At 65.6% G+C, this 15,631-nt stretch carries 17 protein-coding genes; 15 read left to right on the top strand and 2 right to left on the bottom strand.

What is annotated here, in order from left to right; all coding sequences use genetic code 11:
* Positions 1-168 precede the first annotated feature (168 nt).
* Positions 169-651, bottom strand: a complete 483-nt coding sequence (locus QC765_RS15325) for a hypothetical protein (RefSeq protein WP_278315307.1) — start codon at positions 649-651, stop codon at positions 169-171.
* Between the two features lie 108 nt (positions 652-759).
* On the opposite strand from QC765_RS15325, the gene prmC reads away from it, so the two are divergent.
* The 14 genes from prmC to QC765_RS15255 all read left to right on the top strand — a co-directional run bounded on the left by prmC (position 760) and on the right by QC765_RS15255 (position 13,402).
* Positions 760-1,644 (top strand): peptide chain release factor N(5)-glutamine methyltransferase, encoded by an 885-nt coding sequence (gene prmC, locus QC765_RS15320; protein ID WP_278315306.1) that lies wholly within the window; start codon positions 760-762, stop codon positions 1,642-1,644.
* A 50-nt stretch (positions 1,645-1,694) separates the two neighbouring features.
* The gene (locus QC765_RS15315; protein ID WP_278315305.1) at positions 1,695-2,360 is read left to right on the top strand and encodes an L-threonylcarbamoyladenylate synthase; all 666 of its coding nucleotides are present in this window, start codon (positions 1,695-1,697) and stop codon (positions 2,358-2,360) included.
* A 16-nt stretch (positions 2,361-2,376) separates the two neighbouring features.
* Positions 2,377-3,696, top strand: a complete 1,320-nt coding sequence (gene glyA, locus QC765_RS15310) for a serine hydroxymethyltransferase (RefSeq protein ID WP_278315304.1) — start codon at positions 2,377-2,379, stop codon at positions 3,694-3,696.
* A 26-nt stretch (positions 3,697-3,722) separates the two neighbouring features.
* Positions 3,723-4,889, top strand: a complete 1,167-nt coding sequence (locus QC765_RS15305; RefSeq protein WP_278315303.1) for a glycosyltransferase family 4 protein — start codon at positions 3,723-3,725, stop codon at positions 4,887-4,889.
* Positions 4,890-4,932: 43 nt separating this feature from the next.
* Entirely contained in the window at positions 4,933-5,478 is a 546-nt protein-coding gene (locus QC765_RS15300; RefSeq protein WP_309297309.1) for a Cg1360 family ATP-synthase-associated protein, read from the top strand.
* Between the two features lie 291 nt (positions 5,479-5,769).
* Complete coding sequence (atpB, locus tag QC765_RS15295) at positions 5,770-6,555, top strand: F0F1 ATP synthase subunit A (RefSeq protein WP_278315302.1); 786 nt, start codon at positions 5,770-5,772, stop codon at positions 6,553-6,555.
* Between the two features lie 99 nt (positions 6,556-6,654).
* Positions 6,655-6,897: an ATP synthase F0 subunit C gene (locus tag QC765_RS15290; protein WP_192040335.1), complete on the top strand. Its 243-nt coding sequence runs from the start codon at positions 6,655-6,657 to the stop codon at positions 6,895-6,897.
* Positions 6,898-6,899: 2 nt separating this feature from the next.
* Positions 6,900-7,460 (top strand): F0F1 ATP synthase subunit B, encoded by a 561-nt coding sequence (locus QC765_RS15285; RefSeq protein WP_278315301.1) that lies wholly within the window; start codon positions 6,900-6,902, stop codon positions 7,458-7,460.
* 5 nt (positions 7,461-7,465) lie between these two features.
* Positions 7,466-8,284, top strand: a complete 819-nt coding sequence (locus tag QC765_RS15280) for a F0F1 ATP synthase subunit delta (protein WP_278315300.1) — start codon at positions 7,466-7,468, stop codon at positions 8,282-8,284.
* A 112-nt stretch (positions 8,285-8,396) separates the two neighbouring features.
* Entirely contained in the window at positions 8,397-10,037 is a 1,641-nt protein-coding gene (gene atpA, locus QC765_RS15275) for a F0F1 ATP synthase subunit alpha (RefSeq protein ID WP_278315299.1), read from the top strand.
* Positions 10,038-10,084: 47 nt separating this feature from the next.
* Positions 10,085-11,059 (top strand): F0F1 ATP synthase subunit gamma, encoded by a 975-nt coding sequence (locus QC765_RS15270; protein WP_278315298.1) that lies wholly within the window; start codon positions 10,085-10,087, stop codon positions 11,057-11,059.
* Between the two features lie 5 nt (positions 11,060-11,064).
* Positions 11,065-12,513: a F0F1 ATP synthase subunit beta gene (gene atpD, locus QC765_RS15265; protein WP_278315297.1), complete on the top strand. Its 1,449-nt coding sequence runs from the start codon at positions 11,065-11,067 to the stop codon at positions 12,511-12,513.
* A 6-nt stretch (positions 12,514-12,519) separates the two neighbouring features.
* Complete coding sequence (locus QC765_RS15260) at positions 12,520-12,888, top strand: F0F1 ATP synthase subunit epsilon (protein ID WP_278315296.1); 369 nt, start codon at positions 12,520-12,522, stop codon at positions 12,886-12,888.
* Positions 12,889-12,955: 67 nt separating this feature from the next.
* Positions 12,956-13,402 carry a DUF2550 domain-containing protein gene (locus tag QC765_RS15255; RefSeq protein ID WP_278315295.1) on the top strand — a complete coding sequence of 149 codons (447 nt, stop codon included), beginning with the start codon at positions 12,956-12,958 and terminating at the stop codon, positions 13,400-13,402.
* A gap of 3 nt (positions 13,403-13,405) precedes the next feature.
* Here QC765_RS15255 and QC765_RS15250 read toward each other — a convergent pair whose 3' ends face one another.
* Positions 13,406-14,020: a cob(I)yrinic acid a,c-diamide adenosyltransferase gene (locus tag QC765_RS15250; RefSeq protein WP_278315294.1), complete on the bottom strand. Its 615-nt coding sequence runs from the start codon at positions 14,018-14,020 to the stop codon at positions 13,406-13,408.
* 50 nt (positions 14,021-14,070) lie between these two features.
* On the opposite strand from QC765_RS15250, the gene murA reads away from it, so the two are divergent.
* On the top strand, positions 14,071-15,327 hold the full coding sequence (murA, locus tag QC765_RS15245) for a UDP-N-acetylglucosamine 1-carboxyvinyltransferase (RefSeq protein ID WP_278315293.1): 1,257 nt from the start codon (positions 14,071-14,073) through the stop codon (positions 15,325-15,327).
* Positions 15,328-15,631 lie beyond the last annotated feature (304 nt).

Here is a 15,631-nt window from a genome sequence, read left to right as displayed (position 1 = left end):
GGAATTCCGGCTCGCCCCGCTTGCTGTCGCCTCGCTCTCCAGCACGGTAGGCATTGGCGCGGCAACAAATAGGGTGAGGCAGTCGCGACAAGCAAACCGCCCCGGGGCACGACAAGCCATCGGGGCGGGCTGCTCGATCAGCAAACGGAGCGCGATCTCCTCGTCGGTTTAAGCGCTGGGCTCGACCTCGGCTGCGGCGCCGGGCACGTCATCGCTGGTGAAACCAGGCAGCAGGATGCATGTCTCGCCCTGGGCGTTCTCGTATGCCCCGAGCATCGCCGACAGGACTGTTCCCTCGCCGGTCTCGACCACGGCGATCGGGGCCAGGGCATCGTCGCCGATCGGGGTGGGCTCGAGCTCAGCGGTGCCGAAGCGCACCTGCCCCGTCTGGACGCTGTCCACGTTGACCCAGGCCACCATCGCGCCGGGGCCGCCCTGCTCGTTGATCACGTAGGTGATCGTGCCCGGCGGCAGCGAGTTGGCCGCGTCCTCCACGAACGTCTGCGGGACGGCGAGGCCGCTGGCGCAGAGCGCGGGAGTCGGTGGCGTGTCGAAGGGCTTGGCAGTGGCGCCCTGCGCCGCCGCGACCGCAACGATCGTGGCGCCGGTGAGTGCTAGTCCGGCGCGTCGTGCTGGTGCCTGGAGCGTCATGTGTACCTCCCGTAGATGTGCGTCCGTGCCTAGGCTATCCGAGACACGTCGAGAAATTGAGAGTGTCATCGTTCTGTTGCGCAACTCCTCGCGTGCGAACCTAGAGAGGTGACTCGACAACCTGTTCGTTCCGTTATCTCCTCCACTGCCGCGACGCTTGCTTGTGCTGGTGTGCCAAGCCCCCGGGTCGATGCCGAGCTCCTCGTTGCGCATGTGCTCGAGGTGGATCGGGGGAGGATAGCGTTCATCCCGTTCCTCACGGACGATCAGGCCTCGAGGCTGCAGGAGCTCGTGGCGCAGCGGTCGGAACGGGTCCCGCTGCAATACCTCACCGGGACCGCCCTGATGGGCGAGGTCGATCTAGCCGTCGGGCCGGGGGTGTTCATCCCGCGCCCCGAGACGGAACTAATGTATGCCTGGGCGCTCGGCTACCTCGAGATGTGCGGCATGCATCCGCCAGTGGTAGTGGATCTCTGCGCCGGGTCCGGGGCGCTGGCACTGGCGATAGCGCACGCGCGCCCCGACGCCCGGGTTCATGCTGTGGAGATCGACAAAGGCGCATTGCCGTGGCTGCAGCGCAATGCCGGTGCCCGGCAGGCCGCCGGCGATACGGCGATCACGCTGCACGAGGCCGACGCCACTGCACCGGACCTGCTCAAGGGGCTCTCCGGCATTGTTGACCTGGTGATCTCGAATCCACCGTATGTGCCCGAGCGCAGTGAGGTGGCGGCGGAGGTGGCGCGGCACGAGCCCCGCCGTGCGGTGTTCGCGGGCGAGGACGGGCTCGACGTCATCAGGCCCTTGGTGCGCACCGCCGAGCGCCTGCTTCGCCCCGGCGGCGGCCTGGCGATCGAGCATGACGACAGCAACGGTCCCGGGGCGATCGGTATCGTGGAGGCCACCAAGGGCTTCCGCGAGATCGAGCAGCATCTCGACCTCGCCGGCCGACCACGGTTCATCTCGGCCATCCGTACGATCGGGACAACGAGTTGAACTACCAGGCATGCCTGTCCGGGGCATGGCGCGGCGGGAGATGAGGGATCGTGCGTACGGTGTTTGATTGCGGCAGGGCCGATTCCCGGTCGGCGGGCATCGAGGCCGCGGTGCAGGCCGTCAAGGCCGGGCGCCTCGTGGTGATGCCAACAGACACGGTGTATGGCATCGGCTGCGATGCGTTCGACTCGCACGCGGTGGGATCGCTCCTCGAGGCGAAGGGGCGCGGGCGGGAGATGCCGGTTCCCGTGCTCGTGGGCTCATGGAACACCATCGACGGACTGGTGTACTCCGTGCCGCCGAGGATGCGCTCGCTCGTCGAGGCATTCTGGCCGGGTGGGCTCAGCCTCGTCGTGGAGCATGCCCCGTCGCTGTCGTGGGACCTGGGCTACACCAGGGGGACCGTGATGCTCAGGATGCCCCTGCATCCGGTGGCGCTCGAGGTGCTCGGCGAGGTCGGCCCGATGGGCGTCTCCAGCGCGAACCGGTCCGGGCAGCCTGCTGCCACCAACGCCGCGGATGCCGAGGAGCAGCTCGGGGACGCGGTCTCGGTGTATCTCGATGGCGGAGACTCGCCGCGCGGGGAGGCATCGACGATCGTTGACCTCACCGGGACCAGGCCAAGGGTCCTGCGCGCGGGGGCCGTTCGCGTGGAGGAGGTCGCGGAGGTGCTCGGCATGAAACCGGGCGAACTCGCCCCCTCGGATGCACCGTGATGAAAGGATCTCGCCCGTGAGCACAACACCGTCCTGGGTGCCGGAATGGGATGATCTCGCCGCTGCCGATCCCGAGATCGCCGAGATAGCTGATCGGGAAGCGGCACGCCTGGCCGCGGGCCTGCAACTGATCGCGAGCGAGAACCACGCTAGCCCTGCGGTACGGGCGGCGCTGTCGAGCCCGCTGTCCATGAAGTACGCCGAGGGCTTCGTGGGCAAGCGGTTCTACCCCGGCTGCGAGCAAGTCGATCGGGCCGAGGACCTTGCGGTGCAACGCGCCCGGGCGCTGTTTGGCGCTGAGCATGCCAACGTGCAGCCGCACTCGGGGACGAGCGCCAATCTCGCGGTGTACGCGGCTTTTGCCAAGCCTGATGATCCCGTGATGGCGCTGAGCCTCGCGCACGGCGGCCACCTTACGCACGGCGCGCGCATCAGCTTCTCGGGCGCTTGGTTCACGCCCGTGCCCTACGAGGTGGACCGGGCGACCGAGCAGATCGACTACGAGGCCGTCCGCGAGATCGCGCGCATCCATGCGCCCCGCATCATTGTCTGCGGCGCGACGGCCTATCCGCGCAACATTGACTACCAGGCGTTCCGAGAGATCGCGGACGAGATCGAAGCAATCCTGTGGGTCGATGCGGCGCACATCATGGGCCTGGTCGCTGGCGGTGCGGTTCCTAATCCCGTGCCGTTCGCCGATGTCGTGACAACGACGACACACAAGAGCCTGCGGGGCCCGCGCGGCGGCATGATCCTGTGTCGCAGCGAGCATGCGCGTGCCATTGACCGGGCAGTTTTCCCGTTCAGCCAGAGCGGGCCCTCGATGCACGCGATCGCCGCGAAGGCCGTCGCGCTGCGCGAGGCCTCGCAACCTCCCTTCAAGGACTACGCCCAAGGAATGATCGAGAACGCACGCGCTCTCGCGGAGGCGCTGGCGGGGCACGGCGCGCGGCTCGTCAGCGGGGGAACGGACACGCACCTGGTGGTGGCGGACATGCAGCCTCTCGGCGTGGACGGTGCGCGGGCCGAGGAACTGTGCGCGAGCGCGGGGATCTACCTGAACAAGTGTGCCGTCCCGTTCGATCCCATGCCGCCGCGCACGCCTTCTGGAATACGGGTGGGGACGGCGGCCGTGACAACGCAGGGCTTTCGCACTGCGGACATGGCCGAGATCGCGGGCCTGATCGCGCGCGCCTGCCGGGGCGAGGATCCTGGCCGGATCGCTGCTGATGTTGCTGGGCTTGTCGCGCGCTATCCAGCGTTTCCCGATAGGCGCGCCGAGCCTGGAGGACGTGATCCGGGCAGCAGGACACGTCGTGGCGGTTCGCCAGCCTGAGTCCGGCCACGGTAGCGTTGCCGACTGTGAGCGTGCCTGACCCAACGATCCTGCTCCTCGCGCAAGATCCGCGGGGCGCGGGCGTGCCGATCCGTGAGCTCATGCTCATTTGCCTCACGGCGGCAGTGATCACCTTCCTGGCCACGGGCCTTGTCCGGGTGCTCGCCATACGATTCGGCGCGGTCGCGTATCCGCGCGATCGGGATGTTCACGTGGCACCGACGCCCCGGCTCGGCGGTGTCGGCATGTTCCTCGGACTGCTCGCTGCGCTGTACCTCGCTGGACAGTTGCCCGCGCTGACCCGGGGGTTCGAGTTCTCCTCGGATGTGCAGGCCGCGTTGCTCGCGGGGGCGGTCATCGTCGTGGTCGGCGTGATCGATGACCGATGGGGCCTCGACGCGCTCACGAAGTTCGTCGGCCAGATAACCGCGGCGGGGATGCTCGTCCTGCTGGGTGTCTCTTGGTATGTGCTTTATCTTCCGGGCACGACGCTAGTGCTTGACCAGTTGCAGTCGGCAGGGCTGACCGTGTTCCTGACGGTGCTCATCGTCAATGCGATGAACTTCGTCGATGGGCTCGATGGGCTCGCCGCGGGACTCGGCCTGATCGCCGCGGTCGCGCTGGCCGCGTTCTCGGTGGGCCTGCTGCTGGACCAGGGCGGGGACGTCAGCGTGTATCCGCCGGCGATGCTGGCGGCCGCCCTCGCGGGGGCATGCCTCGGGTTCCTGCCGCACAACTTCCAGCCCGCCCGCATCTTCATGGGGGATTCCGGCTCGATGCTGATCGGGGTCATGCTCGCGGCCATCTCGACGAGCGCGTCGGGGAAGATCAGCCTGGATCTCTATGGCCCGCGCGATCTGCTGGGGCTCTACGCCCCGCTCATCCTGGTGCTCGCGGTGTTGTTCGTTCCTTTCCTGGACCTCCTGCTCGCGGTGATCAGGCGGACTCGCGCGGGACGCAGCCCCTTCAGTCCCGACAAGATGCACCTGCACCACCGGCTGCTCGAGATCGGTCACACCCATCGCCGGGTAGTGCTCGTGATCTACAGCTGGGTCGCGCTGCTCGCGTTCACCGCGGTGGGCAGCTCCCTGCTGGACTGGCACCTCGTGGTGCCAGTGGCCGGGATCATCGCTCTCGTGCTGGTGGTGCTGACGTTCGTGCCACGGTTCTCGCGCCGGGCCCGGTCGTTGTAGCTGGCTAGGCGTGGTGGCATGGTTACCGCTACCCTCGGTGGCTGTGACTTCTCCGATGGATGATGACTTCAGCCCCGTGCCAGAGCGGGGGAGCGGCAGCTCCACCGACCCTGGGGTCGAGGGCGAGCCACGCTTGACCAACCCTCCGGTGGAACCGTCGGAGCCCTTGCGCGCCGCGGTGCGCTACGGGGCGTATGGCCTCGTTGTCCTCGCGATCGTCGGCGTCGTCGCGGGTTTTCTCTTCGCTGGCCTGCCGGGCGTGTGGGGAGCGCTGCTCGGGGCAGCCCTGGGCGGGGGATTCATCCTCTTCACCGCAGTGAGCGTGCTGTTCTCGGAGCGGCTCCCCATGGTGACCGGTGGCGCGGTGGTCCTCGGGGGCTGGGCGATCAAGATGCTCCTCGCTCTGATCGTGTTCGCGACGTTGTCGCGGTTCACCTTCTACAGCCAGCCGGTGATGGCGCTCGTGGTGATCGGTGCGCTCGTGCTCGTGCTGGGCGCGGAGACCTATGGGGTGCTCAAGCATCGGGTCCCGTACGTGCAGCCCGAGGAAGAGCCTGTGAATCCAGCCACAAAATACGACGATGAGTAGTACTACACCAGGTCATTAACAGCTGAATGCGCGCCCTGCTTGCACGAACCTGGCAAGAAGTTGATAGTGTCACCGACTAGCAGGAGCGGTGTGGCTGCCAGTGCAAACCCACGACCAGTCGGCCGCGATCTGCAGGATCTCGGGTCGATGCACTGCCCACCGGCAAAGTTGCGCCCAGAGAGCCGGGCTGTGTGATGCAATTGGGCATCGAGAGTCGCAGCTCCGAGATCGTTACTGTCCGATCACGCCGCGCACAGCGTGGCCAAACAACGGAAGAGACCGCTGAGCGTCATGAACCTGGCTGCCGGTGAATTCCATCCGCCGTCGCTGAAAGACTTCTTCCCGCCCGCGATCCTGTTCGAGGGCACCCCGTTCGAGCTTGACCGGCTGATGCTGATTCGCATCGTTGTTGCCGTGCTCATCGCGGTCTTCTTCGCGTTTGCCATGCGCAGCCCGAAGATCGTTCCCCGGGGCGTCCAGAACTTCGCCGAGGTCGCCCTCGACTTCGTCCGGATCCACATCGCCGAAGAGATCCTCGGCAAGACACAAGGCAAGAGATTCCTGCCGCTCCTCGCGACGATCTTCATACTTGTTCTCGGGCTCAACATGACGGGAATCATCCCGTTCCTGAACATCTCGTCGAACGCGCGGATCGGAATGCCCCTCGTCCTCGCTGTGCTCGCCTACATCGTGTTCAACTATGTCGGCATCAAGAAGTACGGCCCGTTCCGCTACGTGAAGAGCAGCATCGTCGTCCCAGGCGTGCCGTGGGCCCTCCACTTCCTGCTCATCCCTATCGAGTTCATCTCCACCTTCGTGCTCCGGCCGTTCACGCTCATGGTGCGACTCATGGCCAACATGCTCGCCGGGCACGTCATGCTCGTGCTGTTCTTCAGCGCGACACAATACTTCCTCTTCAGCAGCGAAGGCATCATGAAGGTGTTCAGCCTCCCCGCGCTCATCGTGGGAATCGGCTTCACCTTCTTCGAGATCCTCGTGGTGTTCCTGCAGGCGTACATCTTCGCTCTGCTGACCGCTGTCTACATCGATCTCGCCCTGCACGCTGAAGAGCACTAGAGCCACCGGTTCCCGTGCTGCGCTAGCAGGGCGGGACGCTCCTGAACACGACCTGACCCGCCACGATCGTGGCAGGGCCAACAGAAAGGGAACACAACCATGAGCATTGCTTACCTGGCGCAGGAAGCATCCGAGGTCACCGGCTCCGGATACGGCGCGATCGGCTACGGCCTCGCCGCTATCGGCCCCGGCATCGGCGTGGGCATCGTCGTCGGCAAGGCGATCGAGGGAATCGCTCGCCAGCCTGAGATGGCCGGCCAGCTCCGGACCCTCATGTTCCTCGGTATCGCCTTCACCGAGGCCCTTGCCCTCATCGGCATCGTCGCCGGCTTCATCTTCTGATCATGATTACAGCGAACATCGTCCTTCTGGCCCAGGAGGAGGAGCCTAATCCGCTCCTCCCCGCGGTCTATGACATCGTCTGGTCGATCGTCGCTCTCGCTGTTGTCGGCCTCGTCTTCTGGAAGTACGTCATCCCGCGCTTCCAGGAGCTCCTCGAGCGCCGGACGGACGAGATCGAGGGCGGCATCAAGCGGGCAGAGGCCCTGCAGGCCGACGCCAAGGAAGCGCTCGAGCAGTACCGCGCGCAGCTGGCCGAGGCTCGTTCCGAGGCCGCGAAGATCCGGGAGGAAGCCCGCGGCCAGGGGCAGCAGATCATCGACGAGATGAAGCAGCAGGCACAGGTGGAGTCCGACCGCATCGTTGCCAACGGGCAGTCGCAGCTCGAGGCCCAGCGCCAGCACATCGTCGCCGACCTGCGAAGCGACCTCGGTCGCACCGCTGTCGATCTCGCCGAGAAGATCATCGGCCAGTCCGTCGCTGACGACGCCAAGCGCGCCGCCACGGTCGACCAGTTCCTCAACGAACTTGAATCGGTCAACGCCGACACGGCGACAGGAAAGTGAGCAGCATGTACGCAGCGAGTCGTGAGGCGCTAGCACGCACCAGGTCAGCGCTGGATTCCAGCCTTGGCGAGGGCGGTGGCAACGCCGGTGCAGCGGCGCAGGCAGGCGAGCAGTTGTTTGCCGTGGTTGATCTGCTTGATACCAACCGGGAGCTCCGGGTCCAGTTCACAGATACCTCAGCCACGGCCGAGCGCCGCGCCAGCTTGGTCGACAAGGTCTTCGCGGGCAAGCTTTCCCGCGAAGCGCTCGACATCCTCAAGGCCGCAGTGAGCCAGGATTGGTCATCCACGTCCGATCTCCTCAGCTCGCTCGTCCACGTCGGCCGGATCGCCTTGCTGCGTGCAGCTGCTGAACAAGACCAGCTCCAGACGGTGGAGGATGAGCTCTTCCGCCTGGGACGGATCACCGCGGCCAACCCGGAGCTGGAGCAAGCCCTCTCCGACCGGACGCGCCCCGCCTCAGCAACACGTGATCTCTTGCGTCGTCTGCTCTACGGCAAGGTCACCGCCACCACCGAGGCGCTCGCGGCGCAGGCCGTCAGCCGTCGTCGCCAGGCTCCTGCTGACGAGTTCGCGGACCTTTCGCAGCTCGCTGCCGAGCAAAGCGATCGCACGGTCGCGCACGTTCGCAGCGCGGCACCGCTGACAGACAGCCAGCAGGAGAGGCTCGAGAGCGCGTTGACGCGAATCTATGACAAGCCCATCGCCATTCACACCGAGGTCGAGCCAGGACTGCTCGGCGGGCTTGTTGTCAGCGTCGGTGACGAAGTGATCGACGGAAGCGCGCAAGGGCGCCTAACCCAGCTGCGCAAGGCTCTAAAGTAAGTCACCGAAGGATCTTCGGCGACCTCGCACAGCGCACCGCGCGGCCAATCCACACAGACCACGAGAGGCTATCCCCAGCGATAGCCCGCAGACGACCGAGAGCAGGAACAACATGGCGGAGCTGACGATCTCCTCCGAAGAGATCCGTAGCGCGATCCAGAACTACACCGAGAGCTTCACACCGGAATCCTCCCGCGAGGAGGTCGGCCAGGTCATCGATGCGAGCGACGGCATCGCCCACGTATCCGGCCTTCCCTCAGCAATGGCAAACGAGCTCCTTGAGTTTGCCGGGGGCGTGCTCGGTGTGGCCCTGAACCTCGATGACCGCCAGATCGGCGCCGTCATCCTGGGCGATTTCGACAAGATCGAGGAAGGCCAGCAGGTCAAGCGCACCGGCGACGTGCTTTCTGTTCCCATTGGCGATGGATACCTCGGTCGTGTCATCAACCCGCTCGGCGAGCCCATCGACGGTCTCGGCGAGATCGAGTCCACCGGGACCCGCGCGCTCGAGCTCCAGGCCGCATCGGTCCTCGAGCGCCAGCCCGTCGGTGAGCCGCTGCAGACCGGCATCAAGGCCGTCGACGCGATGACCCCGATCGGCCGCGGACAGCGCCAGCTGATCATTGGTGACCGCAAGACCGGCAAGACCGCGGTCTGCGTGGACGCGATCCTCAACCAGAAGTCCAACTGGGAGTCCGGCGACCCCGACAAGCAGGTGCGCTGCATCTACGTGGCGATCGGCCAGAAGGGCTCGACCATCGCTGGCGTCAAGACCGCCCTCGAAGAGCGCGGCGCCATGGACTACACCACCATCGTCGCTGCCCCTGCCTCGGATTCCGCCGGCTTCAAGTGGCTCGCTCCCTACACCGGCTCCGCCATCGGCCAGCACTGGATGTACGAGGGCAAGCACGTCCTCATCGTGTTCGACGACCTCACCAAGCAGGCCGAGGCGTACCGCGCGATCTCCCTGCTGCTGCGTCGCCCGCCGGGCCGCGAGGCATACCCCGGTGACGTCTTCTACCTGCACTCCCGCCTCCTCGAGCGCTGCGCCAAGCTCTCCGACGAGCTCGGAGCAGGGTCGATGACCGGCCTGCCGATCATCGAGACCAAGGCCAACGACGTCTCGGCCTACATCCCGACCAACGTCATCTCCATCACCGACGGACAGGTCTTCCTCGAGTCCGACCTGTTCAACAAGGGCATCCGCCCGGCGATCAACGTCGGCATCTCGGTGTCCCGCGTTGGTGGCGCCGCGCAGACCAAGGGCATGAAGAAGGTCGCAGGCACCCTGCGCCTCGAGCTTGCCCAGTTCCGCGAGCTCGAGTCGTTCGCGGCCTTCGCCTCCGACCTCGATGCGGCATCCCGGTCGCAGCTCGAGCGTGGACAGCGTCTCGTCGAGCTGCTCAAGCAGGACGAGTACTCGCCCGTCCCCGTCGAGGACCAGATCATCACGATCTTCGTCGCGGGCCAGGGAGTCTACGACAGCGTCCCCGTGGGCGACGTCCGTCGCTTCGACACCGAGATGCTCGAGGACCTGCACCGCAACGCGAAGTCGGTGTACGAATCCATCGATGGGGGCAAGGCGCTCTCCGACGATGACATCTCCACGTTGATGGACGCGGTGAACAACTTCAAGGAGGGCTTCATCGCCTCCGACGGCAGCCGCGTGGTCAACGAGGCCGAGGCTGACCCGCTCTCGGAGGACGAGGTGGACCAGGAGCAGCTGACCGTCAAGCGCAAGGTTCGCCGATGACGCAGACCTCCGCTGTCCCACTATCGATGAAGGAGCGTGACTGATCGATGGGAAGCCTGAGAGAGATTCGGTCACGAATCAAATCGGTCAACTCGACCAAGAAGATCACCAAGGCCCAGGAGCTCATCGCGACCTCCCGGATCGTCAAGGCACAGGCTCGCGTCACCGCGCACACCCCGTACGCGGCAGAGATCACCAAGGTGATCAGTGAGCTGGCCAGCGCCTCCCAGTCGCTGGACCACCCTTTGCTGTCCGAGCGCAGCAACCCCACCCGAGCCGCAGTGCTCGTCGTGACCAGTGACCGTGGAATGTGCGGCGGCTACAACTCCAACGTTCTCAAGGAAGCAGAAGAGCTCATTCAACTGCTGCGCCGTCAGGGGAAGACTCCAGTCCTCTACGTGCTCGGCAACAAGGGCCTCATCTACTACACCTTCCGCGAGCGTGAGGTGGCCGGAGCGTGGAACGGATTCTCCCAGGCCCCCGGATACAGTGACGCCGCCAAGGCGAGCAAGCACCTCGTCGAGCTGTTCACGGCTGGCTCGGGCTCCGAGGTTGCCGCGCCGAACGGGGAGGGAACCGTCGAAGGCGTCGACGAGCTCCACATCGTCTTCACTCGGTTCGTGTCGATGCTCACCCAGACTCCAGTGGTGCGCCGCATGGCGCCGATCGAGGTCGACATCGAGGAGGAGGAGCTCCAGCTTGGCGATGACATGCTGAGCACCTCACCCGAGGCAGAAACATCCAAGGCCGGATGGAGCTTCGAGCCTGACGCCGATTCACTGCTTGCCGCGCTTCTGCCGAAGTACCTGAGCACCCGCATCTACGCGGCACTGCTCGAAGCGGCAGCGTCTGAATCGGCTTCTCGCCGCACGGCGATGAAGGCGGCCACGGACAACGCCAATGAACTGGCAAACTCCCTCACCCGGCAGATGAACCAGGCCCGCCAGGCCATGATCACCCAGGAAATCAGCGAAATCGTCGGCGGCGCGAACGCGCTGGCCTCGAGTTCAGGAAGTGACTGATCCACATGACCGCCGCAGTAAATGAAGCAACCAAGAACGGCGCATCCACAAGCGACGGCCGTGTAGTTCGAGTCATCGGCCCCGTCGTCGACGTCGAGTTCCCCCGCGGAGCCGTCCCGAGCCTGTTCAACGCGCTGAACAGTGACATCACCCTGAAGACCGTCGCCAAGACGCTCACCCTCGAGGTGGCACAGCACCTCGGTGACAACCTCGTGCGCACCATCTCGATGCAGCCGACCGACGGACTCGTCCGCGGCACCACGGTGCGCGACACGGGCAAGCCCATCTCGGTGCCCGTCGGTGATGTCGTCAAGGGGCACGTGTTCAACGCGCTCGGCGATTGCCTCGACGCACCCGGAACCGGGCGCGATGGCGAGCAGTGGGGCATCCACCGCAAGCCACCCGCGTTCGACGAGCTCGAGGGCAAGACCGAGATCCTCGAGACCGGCATCAAGGTCATCGACCTTCTCACCCCGTACGTCAAGGGTGGAAAGATCGGTCTCTTCGGTGGTGCCGGCGTTGGCAAGACCGTGCTCATCCAGGAGATGATCACCCGTATTGCCCGCGAGTTCTCCGGCACCTCGGTGTTCGCTGGCGTCGGTGAGCGCACCCGTGAGGGCACCGATCTCCACCTCGAGATGGAGGAGATGGGCGTGCTGCAGGACACCGCGCTGGTGTTCGGGCAGATGGATGAGCCGCCAGGAACTCGTATGCGCGTGGCCCTGTCGGCCCTGACCATGGCGGAGTACTTCCGCGATGTGCAGAAGCAGGACGTGTTGCTCTTCATCGACAACATCTTCCGCTTCACCCAGGCCGGCTCCGAGGTCTCCACGCTGCTCGGCCGCATGCCGTCCGCCGTGGGCTACCAGCCCACCCTCGCGGACGAGATGGGCGAGCTGCAGGAGCGCATCACCTCGACGCGTGGCCGCTCCATCACCTCGATGCAGGCCATCTACGTGCCCGCCGATGACTACACCGACCCCGCGCCGGCAACCACCTTCGCCCACCTTGATGCGACGACCGAGCTTTCCCGCCCGATCTCGCAGATGGGCATCTACCCAGCCGTGGATCCTCTGACCTCGACGTCGCGGATCCTTGAGCCGTCAGTCGTGGGTGCCGAGCACTTCCGGGTCGCCAACCAGGTCAAGCAGATCCTCCAGAAGTACAAGGAGCTGCAGGACATCATCGCCATCCTCGGCATGGACGAGCTCTCCGAGGAGGACAAGATCACGGTTGGCCGTGCTCGCCGCATCCAGAAGTTCCTCGGCCAGAACTTCATCGTGGCCGAGAAGTTCACCGGCGAGAAGGGCTCGGTCGTTCCGCTCACCGACACCATCGAGGCATTCGACAAGGTGTGCAAGGGCGAGTACGACCACCTTCCCGAGCAGGCCTTCAACAGCTGTGGCGGACTCGACGATGTCGAGAAGGCCGCCGAGAAGCTCGCTGGGAAGTGATGACGCGTGTCTGAGATGTCAGTGGACCTCGTGGCTGTCGAGCAGCGGTTCTGGTCTGGGAAGGCCAAGCTCGTTGTCGCGCAGACCACGGAGGGCGAGATTGGTGTGATGCCTGGTCACGAGCCCGTCCTCGGCCAGCTCATCGAAGGCGGCATCGTTGCCATCACCACGACCAATGACGAGCGATTTGTCGCTGCGGTCGACGGCGGATTCTTGTCGGTGACCGCGAACTCGGTCACCGTGCTCGCGGAAACCGCTGAATGGGCCCAGGACGTCGATGCCGATGCGGCCCGGAGCCAGCTGGAATCAGCGGGCGACGATGCTGAAGCAGCCGCACGTGCACGCGGACGGCTCCGCGCGATCGACCGCATGTGATCGAGGCACAACAAAACACGCTAGGCTAAGCAAGTCTGAAGGCCGCGACAGCGAAGGATGGTCCCGAGTGGACGGTGGAATGGTGCTCGCGCTCATTCTGCTGCTACTCATCCTCGCTGTCGCGGCTTTTGCGTACCGGCTGTTCCAGTTGCGCGCAGCCGGTGCTGGAGCCGTGATCCGAGCCCTTCCCGCGCGGGAAGGGCTCGGCTGGCGCTATGGGGTCATCCGCTACCGGGATGAAGACCTGCATTTCTATCGGCTGTCCAGAATGATTCCCGGTCCCAGCCTGCGGATTGACCGGCAGGATGCCGAGGTCAGCGCGCGGCGCTCACCCACCAAGGGGGAGCGGGACCTCCTTGAGCCAGGGAGCACCGTGCTCAGGGTCAGCGTCGGGGAGGACGACTACGAGTTCGCGTTCGACCGCGACACCCTGACGGCGTTCCTGTCCTGGCTCGAGTCCAGGCCGCCGCGTCGCGCTCGGCGCCGCACGAGATGGACGCCCCGCAAGCGATAGTGGCTAGGAATCCTGCTGCGGGGATTCCTGCTGCGGGCGGGCAGCGCGCGATCCGCCGCCCGGTGCCCACAGCACATCACTGCCGCCATTCGCCGCGCGCGACAGGATGAACAGAAGATCCGAAAGCCGGTTCAGGTAGCGAGCGGGCAGTACCGACGTACTCTCGGCCTGCTCATCCAGCAACTGCCACACCGAGCGCTCCGCTCTCCGCGCCACAGTCCGCGCCACATGCAACTGCGCCGACATAGGCGAGCCGCCCGGCAGGATGAACGAATGCAGTGGCTCCAGGCCGTCGTTGAACTCGTCGCACCATGCTTCGAGCTGGTCGATGTACGAGCCATCGATCCGCAGCGGGGGGTGCTCGGGATCGGGCAGCACGGGCGTGCAGAGGTCAGCACCGACATCGAAGAGGTCATTCTGTACCTGCCGCAGCACGTCGAGAATGCGCTCGGAGGACTCGGTCGTCGCGACTGCGACCCCGATGACGGCGTTGGTCTCGTCGACGTCGGCATAGGCAGCGATCCGCGCGGAGTTCTTCGGCACCCGGGAGAAATCACCGAGGCCAGTCGTGCCATCGTCGCCGGTCCGTGTGTAGATTCTCGTCAGATGCACGCTCATGTGAGCACCGTACCCGCGAAACCCACGGTCTACCGATAGGCTGATGCACTGTGAGCGAGAGATTTGTCGTAACTGGTGGTGGTCGGCTCGAGGGCGAAGTCGTGGTTGGTGGCGCCAAGAACAGCGTGCTCAAGCTGATGGCTGCGGCGTTGCTCGCGGAGGGCACGACAACGTTGACGAACTGCCCCGATATCCTCGATGTCCCGTTGATGGGCGATGTGCTCACGGGCCTCGGGTGCGAGGTCGAGCGAGACGGCAGCACCGTGCGGATCACGACGCCCGCTGAGCTGAAGTATCACGCGGATTTCCCAGCAGTCCGGCAGTTCCGCGCCTCGGTCTGCGTGCTCGGGCCACTCGTGGCCCGGTGCCACAAGGCCATCGTTGCGCTGCCCGGGGGCGATGCGATCGGTTCGCGGCCGCTGGACATGCACCAGGCAGGATTGCGACTGCTCGGAGCGACAAGCACGATCGAGCATGGCTGTGTGGTAGCGGAGGCCACGGAACTCCATGGCGCGGACATCCGATTGGCGTTCCCCTCCGTTGGCGCGACCGAGAACATCCTCATGGCGGCAGTGCTCTCCAAGGGCCGGACGATCCTGGATAACGCGGCGCGCGAGCCCGAGATCGTGGATCTGTGCATCATGCTGAATCACATGGGCGCACGCATCGAAGGCGCGGGATCGAGCACGCTTACCGTGACCGGTGTCGAAGCGCTGAGGCCGGTAGAGCATCGGGTGATCGGCGACCGGATCGTCGCGGCCACCTGGGGCGTCGCCGCTGCCATGACACGGGGGGACGTGACCGTGAGGGGCATCAATCCGGCCCACCTGCAGCTCGTGCTCGACAAGCTGCGGGAAGCCGGCGGCGAAGTCACGCATGGCAAGGACTGGTTCCGTGTCGTGCAGCGGGAGCGCCCGAGAGCAGTGAACTTCGCGACCTTGCCGTATCCAGGCTTTCCAACAGACCTGCAACCGATGGCGATCGGCCTGGCCGCGGTCGCCGATGGAACCTCGATGATCACCGAGAACGTGTTCGAGGCTCGTTTCCGTTTCGTGGAAGAGATGGTCCGGCTGGGCGCCGATGCCAAGACCGATGGGCACCATGCGGTCATCCGGGGCGTCGAGCAGTTGTCGAGCGCGCCAGTGTGGTCCTCGGACATCCGTGCGGGTGCGGGACTCGTCCTGGCGGGGCTTCTCGCTGATGGCCAGACTGAGGTCTACGACGTGTACCACATCGATCGCGGCTACCCGTCCTTCATCGACGACATCCAGGGGCTCGGCGGCGACGTGCAGCGGGTCAAGGACTAGTCGCTGGGATTTCCCTTTGTGAGCTGGGGGTTTGTGCTGGGGGCGCGGGGGGTGTAGGTTTTGTCCTCGCTGCCGGGAACGGTCGGCGGGATCGGCGGGGCCCCGGGAACGGGGCGGCGCGGTCCGGTGCCGGCTGGTCTGGCCTGGCCGCCGCGGGCGTGGGATTTGACGCGCTGGTGGTGGTGGGGTTAGTCTTGGTGGCTGTGCCTGGGGGAGCTTCCCCGCCTTGTGGCGGGGTGCCTGGTGGGCGTGTTGCTTGAGAACTCAACAGTGTGCCAGTTTTTGTGAATGGATCCTGGCCGTC

Source organism: Hoyosella levis (assembly GCF_026008515.1).
In the GTDB taxonomy this organism is placed as follows: domain Bacteria; phylum Actinomycetota; class Actinomycetes; order Mycobacteriales; family Mycobacteriaceae; genus Lolliginicoccus; species Lolliginicoccus levis.
Note: the sequence above shows the minus strand (reverse complement) of the source record. Positions and strands in the feature narration are given on the sequence as shown.